Annotated in this window: 20 protein-coding genes and 1 pseudogene; 11 read left to right on the top strand and 10 right to left on the bottom strand. The window is 61.9% G+C overall.

Going from position 1 to position 19,319, the window contains the following annotated elements:
• Window positions 1–9 precede the first annotated feature (9 nt).
• Window positions 10–654: an orotate phosphoribosyltransferase gene (gene pyrE / locus BFN10_RS01175; RefSeq protein ID WP_028618476.1), complete on the top strand. Its 645-nt coding sequence runs from the start codon at window positions 10–12 to the stop codon at window positions 652–654.
• A gap of 98 nt (window positions 655–752) precedes the next feature.
• Here the strand turns inward: pyrE and argB are convergent, their stop codons facing one another.
• Window positions 753–1,658: an acetylglutamate kinase gene (gene argB, locus BFN10_RS01170; RefSeq protein WP_058424243.1), complete on the bottom strand. Its 906-nt coding sequence runs from the start codon at window positions 1,656–1,658 to the stop codon at window positions 753–755.
• Between the two features lie 19 nt (window positions 1,659–1,677).
• A pseudogene (locus tag BFN10_RS01165) lies at window positions 1,678–3,099 on the bottom strand (phosphomannomutase/phosphoglucomutase); the annotation flags it as partial.
• 18 nt (window positions 3,100–3,117) lie between these two features.
• Here BFN10_RS01165 and BFN10_RS29375 point away from each other — a divergent pair.
• Window positions 3,118–3,258: a hypothetical protein gene (locus BFN10_RS29375; protein ID WP_156682180.1), complete on the top strand. Its 141-nt coding sequence runs from the start codon at window positions 3,118–3,120 to the stop codon at window positions 3,256–3,258.
• A gap of 81 nt (window positions 3,259–3,339) precedes the next feature.
• Here the strand turns inward: BFN10_RS29375 and dut are convergent, their stop codons facing one another.
• A complete protein-coding gene (gene dut, locus BFN10_RS01160; protein ID WP_071488073.1) occupies window positions 3,340–3,795 on the bottom strand; it encodes a dUTP diphosphatase in 456 nt (151 codons plus the stop codon).
• A 5-nt stretch (window positions 3,796–3,800) separates the two neighbouring features.
• Window positions 3,801–5,009, bottom strand: a complete 1,209-nt coding sequence (gene coaBC, locus BFN10_RS01155; protein ID WP_016970585.1) for a bifunctional phosphopantothenoylcysteine decarboxylase/phosphopantothenate--cysteine ligase CoaBC — start codon at window positions 5,007–5,009, stop codon at window positions 3,801–3,803.
• Window positions 5,010–5,160: 151 nt separating this feature from the next.
• Here coaBC and radC point away from each other — a divergent pair, with 151 nt between their 5' ends.
• Entirely contained in the window at window positions 5,161–5,835 is a 675-nt protein-coding gene (gene radC / locus BFN10_RS01150) for a RadC family protein (RefSeq protein ID WP_071488072.1), read from the top strand.
• A gap of 45 nt (window positions 5,836–5,880) precedes the next feature.
• Here radC and BFN10_RS01145 read toward each other — a convergent pair whose 3' ends face one another.
• Window positions 5,881–7,473: an ABC transporter substrate-binding protein gene (locus BFN10_RS01145; RefSeq protein ID WP_071488071.1), complete on the bottom strand. Its 1,593-nt coding sequence runs from the start codon at window positions 7,471–7,473 to the stop codon at window positions 5,881–5,883.
• Between the two features lie 458 nt (window positions 7,474–7,931).
• Here BFN10_RS01145 and rpmB point away from each other — a divergent pair, with 458 nt between their 5' ends.
• Window positions 7,932–8,165 carry a 50S ribosomal protein L28 gene (gene rpmB / locus BFN10_RS01140; protein WP_010207494.1) on the top strand — a complete coding sequence of 78 codons (234 nt, stop codon included), beginning with the start codon at window positions 7,932–7,934 and terminating at the stop codon, window positions 8,163–8,165.
• Between the two features lie 11 nt (window positions 8,166–8,176).
• Window positions 8,177–8,332, top strand: a complete 156-nt coding sequence (gene rpmG / locus BFN10_RS01135; RefSeq protein WP_003176906.1) for a 50S ribosomal protein L33 — start codon at window positions 8,177–8,179, stop codon at window positions 8,330–8,332.
• Window positions 8,333–8,404: 72 nt separating this feature from the next.
• On the opposite strand, the gene BFN10_RS01130 is transcribed toward rpmG, so the two are convergent.
• Window positions 8,405–8,767, bottom strand: a complete 363-nt coding sequence (locus BFN10_RS01130) for a cupin domain-containing protein (protein ID WP_071488070.1) — start codon at window positions 8,765–8,767, stop codon at window positions 8,405–8,407.
• Window positions 8,768–8,996: 229 nt separating this feature from the next.
• On the opposite strand from BFN10_RS01130, the gene BFN10_RS01125 reads away from it, so the two are divergent.
• Together BFN10_RS01125 and BFN10_RS01120 are read left to right on the top strand one after the other, a co-directional pair.
• Window positions 8,997–10,490 (top strand): aldehyde dehydrogenase, encoded by a 1,494-nt coding sequence (locus BFN10_RS01125; RefSeq protein WP_071488069.1) that lies wholly within the window; start codon window positions 8,997–8,999, stop codon window positions 10,488–10,490.
• 149 nt (window positions 10,491–10,639) lie between these two features.
• Window positions 10,640–11,782, top strand: a complete 1,143-nt coding sequence (locus BFN10_RS01120; protein ID WP_071488068.1) for an MFS transporter — start codon at window positions 10,640–10,642, stop codon at window positions 11,780–11,782.
• Here the strand turns inward: BFN10_RS01120 and BFN10_RS01115 are convergent.
• Both BFN10_RS01115 and BFN10_RS01110 read right to left on the bottom strand, forming a co-directional pair.
• The gene (locus tag BFN10_RS01115) at window positions 11,779–13,344 is read right to left on the bottom strand and encodes a phospholipase D family protein (protein WP_071488067.1); all 1,566 of its coding nucleotides are present in this window, start codon (window positions 13,342–13,344) and stop codon (window positions 11,779–11,781) included. The two genes, BFN10_RS01120 and BFN10_RS01115, sit on opposite strands and share 4 nt — an antisense overlap.
• Before the next feature lie 62 nt (window positions 13,345–13,406).
• Complete coding sequence (locus tag BFN10_RS01110) at window positions 13,407–14,831, bottom strand: aminotransferase-like domain-containing protein (RefSeq protein ID WP_071488066.1); 1,425 nt, start codon at window positions 14,829–14,831, stop codon at window positions 13,407–13,409.
• Between the two features lie 166 nt (window positions 14,832–14,997).
• On the opposite strand from BFN10_RS01110, the gene BFN10_RS01105 reads away from it, so the two are divergent.
• A complete protein-coding gene (locus BFN10_RS01105; RefSeq protein ID WP_071488105.1) occupies window positions 14,998–15,222 on the top strand; it encodes a DUF1127 domain-containing protein in 225 nt (74 codons plus the stop codon).
• Here the strand turns inward: BFN10_RS01105 and BFN10_RS01100 are convergent, their stop codons facing one another.
• Window positions 15,223–16,515 (bottom strand): NAD(P)/FAD-dependent oxidoreductase, encoded by a 1,293-nt coding sequence (locus BFN10_RS01100; protein WP_071488065.1) that lies wholly within the window; start codon window positions 16,513–16,515, stop codon window positions 15,223–15,225.
• A 115-nt stretch (window positions 16,516–16,630) separates the two neighbouring features.
• Here BFN10_RS01100 and BFN10_RS01095 point away from each other — a divergent pair, with 115 nt between their 5' ends.
• Window positions 16,631–16,984 (top strand): YkgJ family cysteine cluster protein, encoded by a 354-nt coding sequence (locus tag BFN10_RS01095; RefSeq protein WP_071488064.1) that lies wholly within the window; start codon window positions 16,631–16,633, stop codon window positions 16,982–16,984.
• Here the strand turns inward: BFN10_RS01095 and BFN10_RS01090 are convergent.
• Window positions 16,981–17,469, bottom strand: coding sequence for an Lrp/AsnC ligand binding domain-containing protein (locus BFN10_RS01090; protein WP_003176896.1), 489 nt, complete (start codon window positions 17,467–17,469; stop codon window positions 16,981–16,983). The genes BFN10_RS01095 and BFN10_RS01090 overlap by 4 nt on opposite strands.
• A gap of 156 nt (window positions 17,470–17,625) precedes the next feature.
• Here BFN10_RS01090 and dadA point away from each other — a divergent pair, with 156 nt between their 5' ends.
• Both dadA and BFN10_RS01080 read left to right on the top strand, forming a co-directional pair.
• Window positions 17,626–18,927 (top strand): D-amino acid dehydrogenase, encoded by a 1,302-nt coding sequence (gene dadA / locus BFN10_RS01085; protein WP_071488063.1) that lies wholly within the window; start codon window positions 17,626–17,628, stop codon window positions 18,925–18,927.
• Entirely contained in the window at window positions 18,899–19,252 is a 354-nt protein-coding gene (locus BFN10_RS01080) for a RidA family protein (RefSeq protein ID WP_071488062.1), read from the top strand. The genes dadA and BFN10_RS01080 overlap by 29 nt, the downstream gene beginning before the upstream one ends.
• Window positions 19,253–19,319 lie beyond the last annotated feature (67 nt).

The raw sequence follows: 19,319 nt of genomic DNA, 5'->3' as shown, positions 1-19,319 counted from the left end.
GCTTTTTTCATGCAGGCGTATCAACGCGATTTCATTCGTTTTGCCATCGATCGCGGGGTTTTGCGCTTCGGTGAGTTCACCCTCAAGTCAGGGCGCACCAGCCCGTACTTCTTCAATGCGGGCCTGTTCAACTCGGGTTCGGCCCTGGCACAGCTGGGTCGTTTCTATGCGGCTGCCATCGTTGAAAGCGGTATTTCCTTCGATGTGCTGTTTGGCCCGGCCTACAAGGGTATTCCCCTGGCGGCCGCGACCGCCGTGGCGCTGGCTGAGCATCACGGGCAGGACCTGCCTTGGTGCTTTAACCGTAAAGAGGCCAAGGCCCACGGTGAAGGCGGCAGCCTGGTCGGGGCTCCACTCAAGGGCGACGTGCTGATCATCGACGACGTGATCACCGCCGGCACCGCTATCCGCGAAGTCATGCAGATCATCGCTTCCCAGGACGGCGCCAAGGCCGCCGGCGTGCTGATCGCGCTGAACCGCCAGGAGCGTGGCAACGGTGAGTTGTCGGCCATCCAGGAAGTGGAGCGCGATTTCGGCATTCCAGTCGTGAGCATCGTGTCGTTGAACCAGGTGTTGCAGTTCCTGGAAGATGATCCGCAGCTCAAGCAGCACCTGCCGGCGGTGCGTGCATATCGCGAGCAGTTTGGCGTCTGACCCACCGCCTTCGCGGGCAAGCCCGCTCCCACAGGGGAGCAGCGTGCATAAAAAGGCCCCGCTCAATCATATTGAGCGGGGCCTTTTGTTTTCAGTGTTTAGGGACGCTTGCGGTTACTGATCAGCGTACCCATGCCGGTATCCGTGAAGATCTCCAGCAGTACCGCATTCGGCACTCGACCATCGATGATCAACGAGCTACCCACCCCGCCTTGCACCGCTTCCAGCGCGCAGCGGATCTTCGGCAACATGCCGCCGTAGATGGTGCCGTCGGCGATCAGGTCGTCCACCTGTTGGGTGGTCAGGCCGGTCAGCACCTTGCCTTGCTTGTCCATCAGGCCGGCGATGTTGGTCAGCAGCATCAGCTTTTCAGCCTTCAGCGCTTCGGCCACCTTGCCGGCCACCAGGTCGGCGTTGATGTTGTAGGACTCGCCATTGGCGCCCACGCCGATCGGCGCGATCACCGGGATGAAGTCGCCCTTGACCAACAGGTTCAGCAGGTCAGTGTTGACGCCTACCACTTCGCCCACCTGGCCGATGTCGATGATTTCCGGCTGGGTCATCTCCGGTGTCTGCCGGGTCACAGTCAGCTTTTTCGCGCGGATCAGCTCTGCGTCCTTGCCGGTCAGGCCGATCGCGCTGCCGCCATGGCGGTTGATCAGGTTGACGATGTCCTTGTTGACCTGGCCGCCGAGGACCATCTCCACCACGTCCATGGTCTGCGCATCAGTGACGCGCATGCCATCGATGAAGTGACTCTCGATCGACAGGCGCTTGAGCAGGTCGCCGATTTGCGGGCCGCCGCCGTGCACCACCACCGGGTTGATCCCCACGGCTTTCATCAACACGATGTCGCGGGCAAAGCCGGTTTTCAGCTCGTCGCTTTCCATGGCATTGCCGCCGTACTTGATCACCAGCGTCTTGCCGACGTAGCGTCGGATGTAAGGCAACGCTTCGGACAGGACCTTGGCAGTGTTGGCAGCGGCTTCGCGTTCGAGGGTCATTCAGGGCTCCGGTAAAAAATCAGAACGGTAATTGGAGATCAGGGGCAACACGTTTCAACTGGGCGTGGAACACGTCCTTGATGCGCTGCAACTCAGCCTCGGTATCCGCCTCGAAACGCAGGACCAGCACCGGTGTGGTGTTGGACGCGCGGACCAGGCCCCAGCCTTTGGCGTAATCGACTCGCACACCATCAATGGTGGTCAGGTTGGCGCCTTCGCCCCATTGCGCATCGTGCAGTGCGTCAATGATGCTGAATTTGCTCTCCTCGGTCACATGGATATTGATCTCTGGCGTAGAAATATCGTTCGGGAAGGTCTGAAACAGCTCCTGGGCCGTGGATTTTTCCTTGCTGAGGATCTCCAGTAGGCGAGCGGCGCTGTAAATACCGTCGTCAAAGCCGAACCAGCGTTCCTTGAAGAACACGTGGCCGCTCATTTCGCCGGCCAACAGGGCGCCGGTTTCCTTCATTTTCTTTTTGATCAACGAGTGACCGGTCTTCCACATTAGCGGGCGGCCGCCGTATTCCTTGATCAGCGGCGTGAGGCGACGAGTGCACTTCACGTCGAAGATGATCTCGGCGTTGGCATTGCGCGCCACCACGTCGCGGGCGAACAGCATCAGCAGGCGATCGGCGAATACGTTCTCGCCGGTGTTGGTCACCACACCCACGCGGTCGCCGTCGCCGTCGAAGGCCAGGCCCACGTCAGCCCCGGTTTCTTTGACCTTGGCGATCAGGTCCACCAGGTTCTCCGGCTTGCCTGGGTCTGGGTGGTGGTTGGGAAAGTTGCCGTCGACCTCGCAGAACAGCGGGATCACTTCGCAGTTCAGGGCTTCGAGCAACTGCGGGGCGATCACGCCGGCTGCGCCGTTGCCGCAGTCCACCACCACTTTCAGGCGGCGCGCGAGTTTCACGTCGCCGGTGATTTGGTCAGAGTAGCGCTGCAGGATGTCGACTTTGGTGACGGTACCCTTGCCGCTGGTCAGGTCGTTGTTTTTCAGACGGTCGTGCAGGGCCTGGATCTGTTCGTTGGCCAGCGTGTCGCCGGCGATGACGATCTTGAAACCGTTGTAGTCGGACGGGTTGTGGCTGCCGGTGAGCATCACCCCGGACTTGCCGGCCAGTACGTTGGCCGCGTAGTACAGTGCCGGCGTCGGCACCAGGCCCACGTCACTCACATGGCAACCGCTGTCGGCCAGGCCCTGGATCAGTTGCTCAACCAGCTCCGGGCCGGACAGGCGACCGTCACGGCCAACCGACACGTTCGGCTCGTCCTGGGCCAGGCTCTGTGCGCCGATGGCGCGGCCAATCCAGTAGGCGGTTTCGGCAGTCAGGGTCTTTGGTACCACGCCACGGATGTCATAGGCGCGGAAAATGCTGTCGGGGAATGTCGGGGCTACTCGGGCTGCGGTACTCATCGCGGGGGGAAACTCCATCTGAAGGGGGCAAGGCTGGCCTTAATGTGGCTGACCGGCAGGCTCAAACTGAAGGGTATGACGGTGTTTTCGGCAGAGAGTTCGTGGTGCAAAAGTGCCATCGGCGTGCTGGCGCTGCTTTTCTTTCTGCTTAATGCTTTGATTTCAATAGGGAAATCTCGCTGATAGGGTCCGCGCATTCTTCGTCCTGAAAAGCCTTGCGGTGGCATCGAGCCGGGCAAAGGCGCCCGGCAGGATTCAGCTTAGTCAGTGACTGCCGGAATGCCCAAAACCGCATGCGCCGCGTTGGGTCTCATCGAATTCCTCGACCAGTTCGAAGTGCGCCTGCACCACCGGCACCAATACCAACTGCGCAATGCGCTCGCCGACGGCGATGTTGAACGCGGTCTGGCCACGGTTCCAGCACGACACCATCAATTCGCCCTGGTAGTCCGAGTCGATCAGGCCGACCAGGTTGCCCAGCACGATGCCGTGTTTGTGGCCCAGGCCCGAGCGCGGCAGGATCAGCGCCGCCAGGCCAGGGTCGCCCACGTAGATCGACAGGCCGGTGGGGATCAGGATGGTCTGGCCCGGTTCAAGGACGGTGTCTTGCTTGAGCATGGCGCGCAGGTCGAGGCCTGCGGAGCCTGGGGTGGCGTAGGCCGGCAGTGGGAATTCGTTGCCGATGCGTGAATCGAGGATCTTGGCTTGCAAAGCGTGCATTGAAATTAAACCTGGTTCAGCCGTTGGGCGATAAAAGAGATCAGTTGACGGGCAATCTTGCCCTTGCTGGTCTGGGCGAAAAGGGTGGCGTGCAGGTCGCGGTCGATCACGCTGCAGGCGTTTTCCTCGCTGTTGAAGCCGATGCTCGGGTTGGCGACATCATTGGCAACGATCAGGTCGAGGTTTTTGTCTTTCAATTTGCGTGCGGCGTAGTCCAGCAAGTGCTCGGTCTCGGCGGCGAAGCCGACACTGAACGGACGGTCCGGACGCGTGGCGATGGTGGCCAGGATGTCCGGGTTGCGCACCATTTGCAGGAGCAGGCCGTCACCGCTCGTAGGGTCTTTCTTGAGCTTTTGCGGGGCGACGACTTCCGGGCGGTAGTCCGCAACCGCCGCCGAGGCGATGAACAGGTCGCACGGAATGGCCGCCTCACAGGCCGCCAGCATGTCGCGGGCGCTGACCACGTCGATTCGCGTGACCCGATCCGGGGTCGGCAAATGCACCGGACCGGTGATCAGGGTGACGCGTGCGCCTGCCTCGACCGCCGCTTCAGCCAGGGCAAAGCCCATTTTTCCTGAGCTATGGTTGGTGATGTAGCGCACCGGGTCGATGTTTTCCTGGGTCGGGCCGGCAGTGATCAGCACGTGCTTGCCAGTGAGGGCCAGGTGCTGAAAGCACTCGGCGGCGCACAGCGCCAGATCGGTGGCTTCAAGCATGCGGCCCATGCCAACGTCGCCGCAGGCCTGGCTGCCGGATGCCGGGCCGAACACCTTGAGGCCTCGGCTTTGCAGAAGCTGGGTGTTGGCCTGGGTCGCAGGGTCGCGCCACATGGCCTGGTTCATGGCCGGGGCGATGGCGACAGTGGCGTCGGTGGCCAGTACCAGCGTGGTCAGCAGGTCATCGGCGATGCCTTGGGCCAGGCGCGCGATCAGGTCGGCGGTGGCCGGAGCGATCAGCACCAGGTCGGCCCATTTGGCCAGTTCGATGTGCCCCATGGCGGCTTCGGCTGCAGGGTCCAGGAGATCCAGGTGAACCGGGTGCCCGGACAAGGCCTGCATGGTCAGCGGGGTAATGAACTCACTACCACCGCGCGTCATGACCACGCGCACTTCGGCGCCCTGGTCCAGGAGCCTGCGGACCAGCTCTGCGCTCTTGTAGGCGGCAATGCCGCCGCCAACGCCGAGAACGATGCGTTTCCGATACAGACGCTGCATTGGTTTGCCTTTCCAGTTCAGTGTTGCCAGTTCAATGACGCCTGCGATGCCCCCTCCCCAGGGGAAATCGCCTGCAAAAAAGAGGGCCTACGATAACACAGCGTCCGCAAGGCAACAGCGGCACGCATGGCATACAGGGAGGGGAGGAGAGATGAGTATTCGTGATTGGCCGGCGGCAGAGCGGCCGCGAGAGAAGCTTCTGGAGTGGGGGGCGGAGAGTCTGTCGGATGCCGAGTTGCTGGCGATCTTCCTGCGTACCGGGGTTTCCGGCAGGAGCGCGGTGGACCTGGCGCGCCATCTGCTGGCGCAATTCGGCGGCTTGCGCCCGTTGCTGGAGGCCAGCCAGACGCTGTTCAGCCAGCAATTGGGCCTGGGGCCGGCGAAGTTTGCCCAGTTGCAGGCGGTGTTGGAAATGGCCAAGCGTCATATGGCCGAGCGCCTGCGACACGACTCGGTGCTGGAAAGCCCGGTGGCGGTGCGCGATTACCTCAAGGCCATGTTGCGCCATGAGCCCCACGAGATATTCGGCTGTCTGTTCCTTGATTCAAGGCACAGGGTGCTGGGTTTCGAGGCGTTGTCCCAAGGCACCATCGACGCGGCGATGGTGTATCCCCGGCAAGTGGTCAAACGCGCATTGGCCTACAACGCGGCGGCGTTGATCCTGTGCCACAACCATCCTTCCGGGAGCCTGGAGCCGAGCGCCGCTGATCGAAAATTGACCAAGTTGCTGCAGAACGCCTTGGAGGTGGTGGATGTGCGGGTACTGGATCACATCATTGTGGGGGATGGAGACCCGTTGTCGATGGCGGAGTATGGGTGGATGTAGGGGGGGAAGCAGCTGCAAGCCTCAAGCGGGCTTGCAGCTTTCAGCTCAGGGCTTGACGCTGACTTTCGAGAAATCCTGCCGGCCGAACGGGCTCACCTGGTAGCCCTCGACAGTCTTGCGGGCCAGGGCGAACGCCGTCGGGTGCGCCAGCGGCAACCACAAGGCCTGCTGCTGGATCTGCGCCTGGGCCTGCTGGTACAGCTTGCTGCGCACACCTTGCTCGCTGGTGGTCTTGCCAGCGCTGATCAGCTTGTCCAACGCAGGGTCGCAGTAGCGGGCGAAGTTGGTACCCGACTTTACCGCCGCGCAGGAAAACTGCGGGGTCAGGAAGTTATCCGGGTCGCCGTTGTCACCGGCCCAGCCCATGAATAGCAGGTCGTGTTCGCCGGCTTTGGCGCGGCGGATCAACTCGCCCCATTCGATCACGCGGATCTCGGCCTGGATGCCGACCTTGGCCAGGTCAGCTTGCAGCAGTTGTGCACCAAGGTTCGGGTTGGGGTTCAGCAGGCTGCCGGTGGGGCGGGTCCAGAGGGTGGTCTTGAAGCCGTCCTTGAGTCCGGCGCGGTCGAGCAGCACCTTGGCCTTGGCGAGATCCTGTGGATAACCCGGCAGGTCCTTGGCGTAGCTCCAGGTGTTCGGCGGATAAGGGCCGTTGGCGGCCTCGGCGGTGCCTTCAAACACGGCCTTGAGGTAGCTGCCCTTGTCGAACGCCAGGTTGATCGCCTGGCGGACTTCGGGCTTGTCCAGGGGCGGGTGCTGGCTGTTGATGGCCACGAAGGCGGTCATGAAGGCCGCGGTCTTATCCACCTTGAGCGCCGGGTCCTTTTCGGCCTCGCCTACGTCCAGCGGCTTGGGTGACAGCGCAATCTGGCACTCATCGCGGTGCAGCTTCTGCAGGCGTACGTTGGCGTCGGGAGTGATGGCGAAGATCAAGTTATCCACAGCCGGTTTGCCGGCGAAGTAGTCCGGGTTGGCCTTGTAGCGCACCACGGCATCTTTCTGGAAACGGCTGAAGATAAACGGTCCAGTGCCGATCGGCTGGCTGTTGAGCTTCTCCGGCGTGCCGGCCTTGAGCAGTTTGTCGGCATATTCCGCCGGGTAGATCGAGGCGAACCCCATGCTCAGCGCGGCGAGGAAGGTGGAGTCGGCGTGATCCAGGGTGAAACGCACGGTCAGTGGGTCGAGAGCGTCGATCTTTTTTACCTGCGTCGACAGTTGCAGCGACTGAGCGTGAGGGAAGCCGCTCTGGGCGATCTTGTGCCAGGGGTTGGCCGGGTCGAGCATGCGCTCGAAGCTGAAGCGCACGTCTTCGGCGGTCAGGGTGCGGCTTGGGGTGAAGTACTCGGTGCGGTGGAACTTCACATCCGGGTGCAGCTTGAAGGTATAGGTCAGGCCATCCGGCGAGACGTCCCAGCTGTCTGCCAGGCTGGGCACCAGTTGGCCGCTGGTCGCGTCATAGTCCACCAGGCGGTTCATCAGCACATCGGCCGAGGCGTTGGTGGTGGTCAGCGAGTTGTATTGCACCACATCGAACCCTTCGGGGCTGGCCTCGGTGCAGACGCTCAAGTTGCTGGCGGCCGAGGCCAGCGGGGCGATAAATAGAGGGGCTAGCAATAGCGGTAGGGCAGCGAGGCGCATGTTCGGTTTCCTTTGCAGATCGAAGGCCCATCTGCGAGTGCAGTCTGGAAAAGTCCTACCGTAGTGGTCTGATAGGTAAATGACTAGCCCATTTTTGCCTGTGCTTTTGCGCCAAATGCTGTTTTGATGGCGCCTCGGCGCGTTTCGTCGTGCACTTCACTGTGCCCGTGCGCGCTGTAAATCATTCTGTGCGACGAGCGGTCGGCTGTGACAGCGGCCCCTCCTGGCAACGGTTCAGGCGTCTACCGCCAAGATTTACGCCAGTAAAAACACGCGGGCTGTTGTTGCACTGGGGTCTTTCTGGTATAAAGCAGCGCTCTTTTCTAGGGGCCCGGTTCCTTCGCTTGTAGGTGTAGCCGGTAAGACCCTAAAGAAACGCGGCGCCTGGCGCCAAATGACTGAGAGATTAAGCGGCCAACCCATGCCGGGTTGGGCATGTGGTTTTAGAGGGCTGAGGCATGTCGAGAGTCTGTCAAGTTACCGGTAAGGGTCCGGTGACTGGGAATAACATTTCCCACGCAAATAACAAAACCCGTCGTCGTTTCCTGCCGAACCTGCAGCATCACCGCTTCTGGGTTGAAGAAGAGAAACGTTTCGTCCGTCTGCGCGTATCTGCCAAAGGCATGCGCATCATCGACAAGCGTGGCATCACTGTCGTGCTGGCTGAATTGCGCCGCGCTGGCACAATCTAAGGAGCTATATCATGCGTGAATTGATTCGAATGATCTCTAGCGCCGGTACTGGTCACTTCTACACTACCGACAAGAACAAGCGTACTACCCCGGACAAGCTCGAAAAGAAAATGTTCGACCCGCGCGTTCGCAAGCACGTGATCTACAAAGAAGGCAAAATCAAGTAATTGATTTTCCTCCTTGTGAAAAAAAGCCCGTATCTCACGATCCGGGCTTTTTTTTGTCTGTGATTTGGCCGGTCAGGCTTTCTGTTCGAACACCACGTAGATCTTGCGGCACGCCTCCAGCACTTCCCAGGTGCCGCTGAAGCCAGCGGGAATCACGAATCGGTCGCCAGCGCGCAAGGTCTTGGCATTGCCGTCGGCGTCACGCAGCACGGATACACCCTGCACAATCTCGCAGTACTCATGTTCGGTGTAATTGACCGTCCACTGTCCGACTTCACCTTCCCACACGCCCGCGCTCATCTGGCCGCAGGGGCTGTTGTAGTGGTTGTAGATCGTTTGCTCGGGATCGCCCTTGAGGATTTTGTCGGCGGCAGGGCGGTAACGCTCGGCGGCGGTCTTGGCTTGGCTGAAGTCGACGATGTCCTGGATGCTCATGTGCGTGTCCCGTCTGGCCTGCGGTTGGAGAGCCCAAAGTCTATGTTTATTAAAATGAACATCGCAAGGGCGTTTGCCGGCGTTATGTCAAATATATTGAAACGCCCCCAGCCGCTGGTTTAGGGTGGCAGCTGCCTTGCGCCGAACCATTGGCTGGCGGGCAAGAATTCTTTAAGGCTGCCGTGGGATATCCCATGGCCCTTGTATTCAATAAGAGGAGGACACTCGCATGACCACCCTGACCCGTGCCGACTGGGAACAACGTGCCAAGGATCTGAAGATCGAAGGCCGCGCCTACATCAATGGCGAGTACACCGCCGCTGTTTCCGGTGACACCTTTGAATGCATCAGCCCGGTCGATGGTCGACTGCTGGCCACCGTTGCCAGCTGTGACGCCGCCGACGCCCAGCGCGCCGTCGAAAACGCCCGCGCCACCTTCAACTCCGGTGTGTGGTCACGCCTGGCGCCGGCCAAGCGCAAATCCGCCATGATCCGTTTCGCCGCGTTGCTCAAGGCCAATGCCGAAGAGCTGGCGCTGCTCGAAACCCTGGACATGGGCAAGCCGATCAGCGACTCCCTGAACATCGATGTACCCGGCGCGGCGAATGCCCTGAGCTGGAGCGGCGAAGCGATCGACAAAATCTACGACGAAGTCGCCGCGACCCCGCACGACCAATTGGGTCTGGTGACGCGCGAGCCGGTTGGCGTGGTTGGCGCTATCGTGCCGTGGAACTTCCCGCTGATGATGGCCTGCTGGAAACTGGGCCCTGCGCTGTCCACCGGCAACTCGGTGATCCTCAAGCCGTCCGAAAAATCCCCGCTGACCGCCATCCGCATTGCGGCCCTGGCCGTGGAAGCCGGTATTCCAAAAGGCGTGTTCAACGTACTGCCGGGCTATGGTCATACCGTGGGTAATGCGCTGGCGTTGCACATGGATGTCGACACCCTGGTGTTCACCGGTTCCACCAAGATCGCCAAGCAACTGTTGATCCGCTCTGGTGAGTCGAACATGAAGCGCGTCTGGCTGGAAGCCGGCGGCAAGAGCCCGAACATCGTGTTCGCCGATGCCCCGGACCTGCAAGCCGCCGCAGAATCCGCCGCCGGCGCCATAGCCTTCAACCAGGGGGAGGTCTGCACCGCCGGTTCGCGCCTGCTGGTGGAGCGTTCCATCAAGGACAAATTCCTGCCGCTGGTGATCGATGCCCTCAAGGGCTGGAAGCCTGGCAACCCGCTGGACCCGGCAACCAATGTGGGCGCACTGGTGGACACCCAGCAGATGAACACTGTGCTGTCGTACATCGAAGCGGGTCACGCAGATGGCGCCAAGTTGGTCGCCGGCGGCAAGCGGACCCTGGAAGAAACCGGTGGCACCTATGTTGAACCGACGATTTTCGACGGTGTGACCAATGCCATGAAGATCGCCCAGGAAGAAATCTTCGGCCCGGTCTTGTCGGTGATCACCTTCGACAGCGCCGAGGAAGCAATTGCCATCGCCAACGACACCCAATACGGCCTGGCTGCAGCGGTGTGGACGGCTGACATCTCCAAGGCCCACCTGACTGCCAAGGCGCTGCGTGCCGGTAGCGTGTGGGTCAACCAGTACGATGGCGGCGACATGACTGCACCGTTTGGTGGCTTCAAGCAGTCGGGCAACGGTCGCGACAAGTCGCTGCATGCGTTCGACAAATACACCGAGCTGAAGGCCACCTGGATCAAGCTCTAAGCAACACCGCAGGCTAAATGTGGGAGGGGGCTTGCCTCCGATAGCAGTGTGTCAGGCGCCAGCGGTGCTCACTGATCCACCGCAATCGGGGCAAGCCCCCTCCCACACTGGTTTGTGTGAACTTGAAAATGATCCACAGGAGCGTGGAAATGCGTTGGGCGACTTATTTCGCCGTCCTGGCCTCAGTGCTCAGCGTCGGTCTGGCCCTGGGCGTCAGCATGCCGCTGGTATCCCTGCGCCTCGAAAGCTGGGGCTACGGCAGTTTCGCTATCGGCGTGATGGCAGCAATGCCGGCCTTTGGCGTGTTGCTCGGGGCGAAGGTTTCCAGTCGCCTGGCCTCATGGCTTGGCACCGCCAACCTCATGCGCCTGTGCCTGTGGGCGGGCGCGGTGTCCATCGGCCTGCTGGCGATCCTGCCCAGCTACCCGGTGTGGCTGGTGCTGCGCCTGATGATCGGGGTGATCCTGACCATTGTGTTTATCCTCGGCGAGAGTTGGATCAACCAGTTGGTGGTGGAGCAGTGGCGTGGTCGGCTGGTGGCGTTGTACGGCTGCAGCTATGCCTTGAGCCAGCTGTCGGGGCCGCTGCTGTTGGGCCTGATCGGCACCGAGCATGACTACGGTTTCTGGGTGGGCGTCGGCCTGTTGATGGTCGCGCCGCTGTTGCTACTGGGGCGCTCCGGTGCACCGAGCGCCGAGTCCTTCAGCGTGACCTTCGCGCAACTGTGGCGCTTCTGCCGGAGCCTGCCGGCGATTGCCTGGGCGGTGGCGCTGTTTGCTGCGTTCGAGGCGATGATCCTGACATTGTTGCCGGTGTACTGCCTGCAACAAGGGTTCACCGCCGAGATCGCCTTGGCCATGGTCAGCACGGTGGTGGTTGGCGACGCGTTACTGCAATTGCCCATCGGCGCACTGGCCGACTACTTGCCTCGGCGCACGTTGTTCCTGGGGTGTGCGCTGCTGTTGCTGGTGTCGAGCCTGACGATTCCCCTATTGATGCACACGCCAATGATCTGGCCGATCTGGGTCGTGTTCGGCGCGAGTGCCGGCGGCTTGTTCACCCTGTCGTTGATCCTGATCGGCGAGCGTTACCGCGACGACGCGCTGGTGCGCGCCAATGCCCACGTGGCGCAGTTGTGGGGTATCGGCTGCCTGATCGGCCCGCTGGTGGCGGGCGCGGGTAGCCAGTGGATCAGCGGGCATGCGTTGCCGCTGCTGATGGCGGCCGGTGCGCTGGGCCTGGTGATGTTGCTGCTGCGCCAGGGTGCATTCGGCGCGGCGCAGCCGGCCTAGAGCATGCGCTCAAGGCCGACGCTGGTGGCAAACCACGCATTGAACCGTCGCCACCAGCTCCCCGGCTCGCGGGTCAGGGTGTGCAACTGGCCGTTATCTTCGGTCACCCACACCACTTGGCCGTCCTGCAATTTCGCTTCATAGCTCAGGGCTGGCGCCATGCCTTGCAGTGCAAGGTTGCGCACGTGTTCCGCCAGCTCGGGGCTGTCGACCAGCACACCGACTTCGGTGTTCCACAGTACCGAGCGTGGGTCGAAGTTGAACGAGCCGATAAAGGATTTCTCCCGATCAAAGATCATCGCCTTGCTGTGCAGGCTGGAATCCGAGCCCCGGAAGGTGCCTCGGCGAAACAGGTGCGGGCCACTGCCGCCGCCATCCCCGGGCTGGCGGCGCAACTCGTAGAGCTTGACCCCATGCTCCAGCAGCGCCTTGCGGTACGGCGCATAACCCCCGTGCACGGCGGGCACGTCGGTGGCTTCCAGGGAATTGGTCAGCAGGCTCACTGACACGCCCGCATCGGCGCGTCCCGTCAGGTACACCAGGCCTGGCTGTCCCGGCACGAAGTACGCCGAAATCATCATCAGTTCATGATTGACCCCTTCCAGTTCCGGCGCCAGTTGCGTGGTGAGCAGCAACCTGGGGTCCGGGTCGTCCTTGGCCAGCACCTTGCTCGGCGCATCCCACAGCGCCTGGTTCCAGGCCCAGATCAGCTCGCGGCGCCAGGTGTCCATGCGGGGTTGGGTCTGGTAGGTGCGCAGGCGGTTGTACAGTGCGTGGTTCTGCTGGCGTGACTCGGCCAGGGACGCTTCCAGGCGTACGCGCGCGGCGGCCAGGTCACCCTTGGACGGTGCGTTGGAGACGAAATCATCGATGGGCTTGCTCAGCGCGCTGTTCCAGTACTGGTCGAAACTGTGGCCCAGTTGCTCGGCCACCGGGCCGACGCTGAGCATGTCGATATCGGTGAAGTTCAGGTTGGGCTCGGCATCGAAATACTCATCCCCCAGGTTACGCCCGCCAACGATGGCCACGCTATTGTCCGCCAGCCACAGCTTGTTGTGCATGCGTCGATGTTGCAGCGACAGGTTGAACAAGCGGCCCATGGCCCGCGTTACGCCGGTGCTGCGCCCAAGGTGCAGCGGGTTGAACAGGCGGATCTCGATTTTGGGATGGGCGGCGAGGGTGGCGATGATCTGGTCCAGGCCGTCGCTGGTTGTGTCATCCAGCAAGATGCGCACACGTACGCCACGGTCGGCGGCCTTGAGCAGTTCGTCCACGAGCATGCGGGTGCTGATGCCGTCGTGCACGATGTAGTACTGCAGGTCGAGGCTGGTCTGGGCGTTGCGGATCAGCTCGGCACGGGCCATGAATGCCTCGCTGCTGTTGGGCAGCAGGCGAAAGCCCGAGCGCCCTTGATAGGGCGCGGCCTGGGCCTGGATCGAGCGGCCGAACGATGACTGTGCGGCGGGCAGGGCGTCACTGGGGACGCGTGGCGTGCTCACGCTGGCGCAGCCGCCCAGAGTCAGGGCTCCCAGCAGGCAAAACGGTAATAGCCGTTGAATCATCAAGGGAGCGGCTTCCAGATCAGGGCGGTTGTCGGTATATGACGGCAATTTCCCGTGAAAGGTCAGTCGACCGTGTCTGCCAGCATCTTGATCGCCGCAGCCCCGACCTTGCGCACGGCTTCTTCAATCTGCGCGGTTGGCTTGGCAGCGTAGTTCATGCGCAGGCAGTTCCTGTACTTGCCCGACGCCGAGAAGATGCTGCCTACGGCCACCTGTACACCTTGTTCTACCAGGACACGGTTAAGCTTCAGCGTATCAAAGCCTTCCGGCAGTTCGATCCACAGCATGAAGCTGCCTTGAGGGCGGCTGGCGCGAGTGCCTGTGGGGAAGTAGCGGCTGACCCAATCGAGCATCAAGTCGCGATTGCGCTGGTATTGGGTACGCATCCTCCGCAAATGCGGTTCAAAGTGGCCACCTTTGAGGAATTCCGCAATCGCGATCTGCGGCTGCGTGGCGGTGCTGCCAGTGCTGATGTATTTCATGTGCAGCACTCGCTCCAGGTAACGTCCGGGCGCTACCCAGCCGATGCGCAGGCCGGGCGCCAGGGTCTTCGAGAACGAGCTGCACAGCAGGACGCGTCCGTCTTCGTCGAAAGACTTGATGGTGCGCGGGCGCGGGTAGCTGAAGGCCAGTTCGCCGTACACATCGTCTTCAATGATCGCCACGTCAAAGCGCTGCGCCAAGGTGAGCAATGCCCGCTTGCGCGCCTCCGGCATGATGTAGCCCAGGGGGTTGTTGCAGTTGGGGGTCAGTTGGATGACTTTGATCGGCCACTGTTCCAGCGCCAGCTCCAGGGCTTCGAGGCTGATGCCGGTGATCGGGTCGGTGGGGATTTCCAGGGCTTTCATGCCCAGGCCCTTGAGGGTCTGCATGGCGCCGTGAAAGCTCGGTGAGTCCACCGCAACGATATCGCCCGGTTCACAGATGGCATGGATGCTGGCGGACAGCGCCTCATGGCAGCCGGTGGTGATCACGATGTCCTCGGCCGTCAGCTGGCAGCCGGAATCCAGGGACAGGCGCGCAATCTGTTCGCGCAGTTCCATACAGCCCAGGATGTTGTCGTAATACAGCCCCGGCAGATCCTGGCGGCGACTCACGCGGGCCAGGCTGCGCAGCAGGGGCTTGAGGGTGGGCGACAATACATCCGGCATGCCGCGGCCCATCTGTATGACATCCTTGCGCGGCGTTGCGCGTATCAACTCCAGCACCTGGTCCCATTGGGAAATTTCTACGGGGCGCTGAGCCGGACGACCGACTTCGGGCAGGGCCGGCAACTCGCGGCCGACCGGCACGAAGTAGCCGGATTTCGGCCTGGGCATCGCCAGACCGTTGTCTTCGAGCAAGCGATAGGCCTGCTGCACGGTGCTCAAACTGACCCCGTGTTCCACGCTCAAGGCCCGTACGGAAGGCAGTCGATCACCGGGGCGATAGAAGCCTTGTTCGATGCGGGTGCCCAGCAATTCGGCGAGGTTCATGTACAGGGTCATGGCGGTCGCTCCAGAGGGACCATTACAGATAGGCAGAAAATACAGGATTCAGCGGTATATAGGCAGTATCTGTATGGATTTAATAAAGGTGGGTTGAATCTGTAATGGTTTTGGCTGCGCGCTCATGCTGGTCACTCAAGGCAACAAGCAACTGAGGGGCAGCAAAATGAACGGCATGAGCGATGTGCGGCTGGCGTTACACAGTCAGGAACTGGTGGCTGGGCAGGAGCGGGCGACGGCGCGGCGCGATATCAGTCGCTGGGGTCTGTTCTGGCACCGTCGCCACACGCGCAAAGCTCTGCTGCACCTGACCCGCGAGCAATTGCGCGATATCGGGCTGACCGCCGAGCAGGCGCGCCACGAAGGCCTCAAACCGTTCTGGCGCGATTGATCAGACCAGCTCTTTGAGGCGGTGCCAGAGCATCCCCAGCGCCAACAGCGGCGAGCGCAGGTGCCTGCCGCCGGGGAAGGTGATGTGCGGCACCTGGGCAAACAGGTCGAAGCGCCCGTGTTGCTGGCCGCTGATGGCTTCGGCCAGCAACTTGCCCGCCAGGTGCGTGGCGTTGAGGCCATGGCCGGCGTAGGCCTGGGCGTAATACACGTTGTTCTGGTCGGCCAGGCGGCCAATCTGCGGCAGACGGTTGGCGCCGATGCCGATCATGCCGCCCCATTGGAAGTCGATGTTCACATCGGCCAGTTGTGGGAACACCTGCAGCATCTTCGGGCGCATATAGGCGCCGATGTCCTTGGGGTCGCGGCCGGAATAATGACAGGCACCGCCGAACAGCAGGCGGCGGTCGGCGGACAGCCGGAAGTAGTCCACCGTGACACGCTGGTCGCACACCGCCATGTTCTGCGGCAGCAGGTTGGCGGCCTGGGCTTCGCTCAACGGTTCGGTGGCGATGATGTAGCTGCCGGCAGGCAACACTTTGCCGCTGAGGTGCGGGTTGAGGCCGTTGAGGTAGGCATTGCAGGCCAGCACCAGGGTCTTGGCGCGCACGTTGCCTTGGGCGGTGTGTACGTTGACTTCGGGGCCGTAGTCGATGCGCGTCACTTCGGACTGCTCGAACAGCTTCACGCCCGATTGCTGCGCGGCGGCGGCTTCGCCGAGGGCCAGGTTCAGCGGGTGCAGGTGGCCGGAGCCCATGTCGATCATGCCGCCCACGTAGCGCTCGGAGCCGATGACGCTGCCCATTTCGTTGGCTTGCAGCAGGCGTATGTCGTGACGATAGCCGAGGCTGCGCAGTTCTTCGGCATCTTCGGCCAGGCCGTGGAGGTCGCGGGGTTTGTTGGCGAGGTCGCAGTAGCCCCAGGTCAGGTCGCAGGGGATTTGGTAGCGCGCGACGCGCTCACGCACAATCTCCACCGCTTCCAGGCCCATCAACTTCATCTGGCGTACGCCCTCGGTGCCGATCACGCTGGCGAACTGGTCCAGGCCATGGCCGACACCGCGAATCAGTTGGCCGCCGTTACGCCCGCTGGCGCCCCAGGCGATCTTGCGCGCTTCCAGCAACACTACGCTGAAACCGCGTTCGGCCAGCTCCAGCGCGGTGTTCAGCCCGGAAAAACCGCCGCCGACCACGCACACATCCGCCGTCAGTTCGCCGGTCAATACCGGGTAATCAGTTTGCGGCACGCTGCTGGCGGCGTAGTAGGAGGCGGTATGCCGGGCGCTGGCAGTCATGGGGAGCATCCCTGTTTGGAAAATTTGACGCAGGATACAGCGGTCGGACGAAGCTGTCTGCGCGGGGCGTTTTGCGGCAGAATCCACGCCTATTCGCCGTTCGGTACGTGTTTCGATGAGTTGCAACAGTCAGAAAATCAGTGCGCTGCGCCGGCAGATTCCTTCGTTCGAGTGCGTCCCCGGTTGCCATGACTGCTGTGGGCCGGTGACCACCTCGCCCGAGGAAATGTCGCGCCTGCCGCGCAAGACCGCCGCCGAGCAGGACGCGGCCATGGAGGAGCTGAACTGCGTGCACCTGGGGCCGAAGGGCTGCACGGTGTACGACGAGCGCCCGTTGATCTGCCGGCTGTTCGGCACCACCAAGACCTTGCCGTGTCCGAATGGGCGGCGCCCGGTGGAGCTGATTCATCCACGGGTGGAGAAGCAGATCCACGAGTACATGGCGAGCACACGGCAGGTGCTGGTTTAGTCCGGGATCGGCAGGTTCAGGCTCTCTTTCACCTCTTCCATCACGATATAGCTCTTGGACTCCCGCACATGGGGCAGCTTGAGCAGGATGTCGCCGAGCAATTTGCGGTACGACGCCATCTCGGATATCCGCGCTTTCACCAGGTAGTCGAAGTCGCCAGAAACCAGGTGGCACTCGAGCACATGGGGCAGTTTCAGCACCGCGCGGCGGAATTCCTCGAAGGTGTCACCGGACTTGTAATCCAGGCTGATCTCGACAAATACCAGCAAACTGCCCTTCAAATGCTGGGGGTTGAGCCGCGCGTTGTAGCCCATGATGATCCCTTCACGCTCCAGCCGCCGCACACGCTCGGTACAGGGCGTGGTCGACAGCCCGACCTTCTCCCCCAGCTCCGTAAACGAAATGCGCCCGTCGGTTTGCAGGATGCGCAGGATGTTGCGGTCGATCTTGTCCAGCTCCCGCTTGGTCTGGGTGTTGGTACGCATAGGGGATACGCCTCTGTGAAAAGGGTTTTTGCCGAGAATTGTCGCCAAATATAGGCAGTTATATAGTGAAATGCACTGGTCATTGTTTTTTACACTGCGCTCATCATTGCTCGAACAACACACGTCAGCGGCCATGCCCGCGATGAGGATATAAAAATGCGCGTTCTGGTCTTGGGTAGCGGCGTCATTGGTGTGACCAGTGCCTACTATTTGGCGCGGGCCGGCTTTGAAGTGGTTGTGGTCGACCGTCAGCCTGCCGCTGCCATGGAAACCAGTTTCGCCAACGCCGGGCAAGTGTCTCCAGGCTATGCCTCGCCATGGGCCGCACCGGGTGTGCCGCTCAAGGCCATCAAATGGTTGCTGCAACGCCATGCGCCGCTGGCGATCAAGGCCACCGCCGACATCGACCAATACCTGTGGATGGCGCAGATGCTGCGCAACTGCACCGCCAGCCGTTATGCGGTGAACAAGGAGCGCATGGTGCGCCTGTCCGAGTACAGCCGCGACTGCCTCGACGAACTGCGCGCCGAGACCGGCATTGCCTACGAAGGCCGCAGCCTTGGGACTACCCAGCTGTTTCGCACCCAGGCACAACTCGATGGCGCGGCCAAGGACATCGCCGTGTTGAAGGAGTCCGGCGTGCCGTTCGAGCTGCTCGACCGCGCCGGTATCGCCCGGGTCGAGCCGGCCCTGGCCAGCGTCACGGATATCCTCGCCGGCGCACTGCGCCTGCCGAATGACCAGACCGGCGACTGCCAGATGTTCACCACCCGCCTGGCCGAGATGTGCAAACAGTTGGGTGTGGAATTCCGCTTTGAGCAGGACATCCAACGCCTCGACTACGCCGGTGATCGCATCAACGGCGTGTGGATCGACGGCAAGCTGGAAACCGCCGACCGCTACGTGCTGGCCCTCGGCAGCTACTCGCCGCAGTTGCTCAAGCCGTTGGGGATCAAGGCGCCGGTGTATCCGCTCAAGGGCTACTCGCTGACCGTGCCGATCACCAACCCGGCGATGGCGCCGACCTCGACCATTCTCGACGAGACCTACAAGGTCGCGATCACTCGTTTCGACAACCGCATCCGCGTCGGTGGCATGGCTGAAATAGCCGGTTTTGACCTGTCGCTGAACCCGCGCCGGCGGGAAACCCTGGAGATGATCGTCAACGACCTTTATCCTCAGGGCGGCGATTTGACCGAAGCTACCTTCTGGACCGGCCTGCGCCCGACTACCCCCGACGGCACGCCGATTGTCGGTGCCACCCCGTTCAAGAACCTGTTCCTGAATACCGGCCACGGCACCCTCGGTTGGACCATGGCCTGTGGCTCCGGTCGTTTGCTGGCCGACCTGATGGCCAAGAAAACGCCGCAGATCAGTGCCGAAGGCCTCGATATTTCCCGTTATGGCAACCACCAGGAGTCTGCAAAACATGTCAATCCAGCGCCAGCTCACCAATGAGCGCATGAGCCAGATCGTTGTCCACAGCGGTACCGTGTATCTGGCCGGGCAAGTCGGCGACGACATGAACGCCGGGATTGAGCAGCAGACCCGTGAAACCCTGGCCAATATCGAGCGTTTGCTCGACCTGGCCGGTACTGACAAGACCCGGTTGCTGTCGGTGACGATCTACCTGAAGGACATCGACGCGGATTTCGCCGGCATGAATGCGGTGTGGGACAAGTGGCTGCCAAAAGGCGTTGCCCCGGCCCGTGCCACGGTTGAAGCCAAGCTGTGCGAACCGCAAATCCTGGTGGAGCTGTCCGCCGTGGCCGCGCTGCCTTAAACAACGATCCCTCTCCCGGTGCCGAAGCCGTTGGTCGGTGCCGGTTTTTCTTCACTTTGCCGCCTAG

The sequence above is a fragment of the Pseudomonas extremorientalis genome (genome assembly GCF_001870465.1).
In the GTDB taxonomy this organism is placed as follows: domain Bacteria; phylum Pseudomonadota; class Gammaproteobacteria; order Pseudomonadales; family Pseudomonadaceae; genus Aquipseudomonas; species Aquipseudomonas extremorientalis.
This window is presented reverse-complemented; position numbering and strand designations above follow the sequence as displayed.